We start from the raw sequence: 2,927 nt of genomic DNA, 5'->3' as shown, positions 1-2,927 counted from the left end.
AGGAACAGCAGCCCGAACCCGCCCACCAGGGCGACCAGTGAGATCGGCGTGGCGATCCGGGGGTCGAGGCCGAGCAGGCCGGGTGAGACCAGCAGCAGGACCCCGGCGGCCACCAGCACCAGCGCCAGGATCGTCAGCGGGCGCAGTCTGGGCAGCGGCGGCGGCTCCGGCGGGACGTAGTGCTCCTCGTCGGTGCTCCAGGACCAGTCCCATTCGGTGTCGTGCCCGCGCCAGGCCGCCGCGATCGGGGCGGTCGGCTCGCCGGTGGTGACCTCCGGCTTGGGTGGCTGCGGTTCGCCGGGCGCCGGGATCGAGTCGGTGGGTTCGGTGTCGGCCTGCAGGCCGGAGCCCAGCCCCTCACGTTCGAGATCGGCGACGATCGCGGCGAAGGCGGCGTCGACATCCTCGGGTCGATCGGACACCCCGGCCCTCCTCTGGCGACTAGGCCGTGCTGCTCGTGGTGCGCCCCATCGTCGCACGAACCGCCACCCGGATGGATGGTCCGCTCGGGGTGAGTTGTCCGGTGCGCGATCCCACACTCGCGGGACGCCCCTTGTGTTTCACCGTTATGTACCGTGTGACATCGAAGTCTCCGTATCCCATGCCGGTGTTACGGGTTTCCGGCGGTGGGCGTGCCGGGATTGTGCCCGCGCGCTGGGGCTCCGTAGAGTCGGCGGACGACGGCGGGGCGTGAAGGGGAACGGGAGGTGCGGTTCGCGGTGCTGTACTGGCTCATGAAGCGGGTGTTCATCGGCCCGCTGCTGCACCTGTTCTTCCGGCCGACGGTCGAGGGGGCCGAGAACATCCCGGCCGACGGCGGGGCGGTGCTGGCCAGCAACCACCTCGCGGTGGCCGACTCGTTCTTCCTGCCGCTCAAGGTGCGCCGCCGGGTGACCTTCCCGGCCAAGCTGGAGTACTTCACCCAGCCCGGTATCAAGGGCAGGTTCAAGAAGTGGTTCTTCACCGGGGTCGGCCAGATCCCGATCGACCGCTCCGGCGGCGCGGCCGCGCAGGCCGCCCTGGACACCGGCATCCGGCTGCTGCGCGAGGGACACCTGCTGGGCATCTACCCGGAGGGCACCCGCTCGCCGGACGGCCGGCTGTACAAGGGCAAGACCGGCATGGCGCGGATGGTGCTGGAGTCCCGGGTTCCGGTGGTGCCGGTGGCGATGTTCGGCACCGACAAGGCCAACCCGATCGGGTCGAAGATGTGGAAGCCGCACAAGATCCACATCAAGATCGGCGAGCCGCTGGACTTCTCCCGCTACTACGGCCTGGCCGGTGACCGCTTCGTGGAACGGTCGATCACCGACGAGGTCATGTACACGCTGATGGAGCTGTCCGGCCAGGAGTACGTGGACGTCTACGCCGCCAAGGCCAAGGAGATGATGGGCGTGGCCGCCACCGGCGCGATGGTGCCGACGCAGTCCTCGTCCTCCGACGCCGACCGGGTTCCGCAGATCAAGGCGGGATGAGTCCCTCCGGCCGCACTAGAGTGCCGTGATGCGGTTCTTCTACGACACCGAGTTCATCGAGGACGGGTCGACCATCGACCTGGTGTCGATCGGTGTCGTCGACGAGAACGGCCGTGAGTTCTACGCCGTGTCCACCGAGTTCAACCCGACCAGGGCCGGCCAGTGGGTACGCGAGCACGTGCTGGACAAGCTGCCGCCACCGAGCGACCCGGCCTGGTGCGACCGCGCCGCGATCCGCGAGCGGCTGATGCGGTTCCTGAGCCCGCACGGCGAGAAGGTCGAGCTGTGGGCGTGGTTCGCCGCCTACGACCACGTCGCGCTGGCCCAGCTGTGGGGGGACATGCCGGCGCTGCCGCGGGTGCTGCCGCGGTTCACCAGGGAGTTGCGCCAGCGCTGGGAGGACGTGGGCAAGCCGACCCTGCCGGTGCCGCCCGAGGACGCGCACGACGCGCTCGCCGACGCCCGGCACAACCTGGCCCGGTGGCGGGTGATCGAGGCCGAACGCGTTCGCCGCGGTTTCCCCGTGAGTTAACCGGGGGCCGATTGCTGCACCGATCCAGTTGGTGGCACGCTTGGGCCGGCTCAGTGGTTCAGACTGAGACCAGCCCCACTTGAGTCCTGGGATGGAGGATCGGCTAATGCGTGTTGGTGTGCTCACCGGTGGTGGTGACTGTCCCGGACTGAACGCCGTGATCAGGGCGGTCGTCCGCAAGGGCATCGAGGCGAACGGCTGGGAGATCGTCGGGTTCCGCAACGGCTGGCAGGGGCCCATGCAGGGCAACTCCCGCCCGCTCGGGCTCGCCGACGTCGAGGACATCCTGGCCCGGGGTGGCACCATCCTGGGCTCCTCCCGGACCAACCCGTACAAGGACGAGGGCGGGGTCGACCAGATCAAGCGGGTGCTCTCCGACCAGGGGGTCGACGCGCTGATCGCGATCGGTGGCGAGGACACCCTCGGGGTGGCCAAACGGCTCACCGACGACGGCGTCGGCGTGGTCGGGGTGCCCAAGACCATCGACAACGACCTGGCCGCCACCGACTACACGTTCGGCTTCGACACCGCGGTGCACATCGCGACCGAGGCCATCGACCGGCTGCGCACCACGGCCGAGTCGCACCACCGCGCCCTGGTGGTCGAGGTGATGGGCCGGCACGCCGGCTGGATCGCGCTGCACACCGGGATCGCCGGCGGCGCCAGCGCCGTCCTCATCCCGGAGCACCCGTTCGACATCGAGGCCCTGTGCGCCTACGTCGAGGACCGCTTCCAGACCCGCTACGCACCGATCATCGTGGTCGCCGAGGGCGCCCAGCCGCACGTGCCCGAACGAGTCCAGCTCCTGGTTGTGCAGCACCATCTGGCCGTCGAGGGGCTGCGCGCCCTCGGCGACCACGACGATCGGCGCGTACTGGGTCTGGAAGCGCTTCTCCACGTACGCGGAGACCTGGTCCACG

At 69.8% G+C, this 2,927-nt stretch carries 4 protein-coding genes; 3 read left to right on the top strand and 1 reads right to left on the bottom strand.

Features of this window, described 5'->3' with window-relative positions; translation table 11 throughout:
* On the bottom strand, nucleotides 1-422 hold a 422-nt coding region (locus VFO68_RS02795; protein WP_325156534.1), incomplete at its 3' end, for a hypothetical protein.
* 297 nt (nucleotides 423-719) lie between these two features.
* Between VFO68_RS02795 and VFO68_RS02790 the strand changes: the two genes are divergently transcribed.
* From VFO68_RS02790 to VFO68_RS02780, 3 genes are all read left to right on the top strand, one after another.
* The gene (locus VFO68_RS02790; RefSeq protein ID WP_325156535.1) at nucleotides 720-1,475 is read left to right on the top strand and encodes a lysophospholipid acyltransferase family protein; all 756 of its coding nucleotides are present in this window, start codon (nucleotides 720-722) and stop codon (nucleotides 1,473-1,475) included.
* Nucleotides 1,476-1,503: 28 nt separating this feature from the next.
* Complete coding sequence (locus VFO68_RS02785) at nucleotides 1,504-2,007, top strand: polyadenylate-specific 3'-exoribonuclease AS (protein ID WP_325156533.1); 504 nt, start codon at nucleotides 1,504-1,506, stop codon at nucleotides 2,005-2,007.
* Between the two features lie 106 nt (nucleotides 2,008-2,113).
* Nucleotides 2,114-2,927, top strand: an 814-nt coding sequence (locus VFO68_RS02780; RefSeq protein WP_325156532.1) for an ATP-dependent 6-phosphofructokinase, incomplete at its 3' end; no start/stop codon positions are given.

Origin of the sequence: Actinophytocola sp. (assembly GCF_035712165.1) — a bacterium.
GTDB lineage: Bacteria > Actinomycetota > Actinomycetes > Mycobacteriales > Pseudonocardiaceae > DASYTH01.
This window is presented reverse-complemented; position numbering and strand designations above follow the sequence as displayed.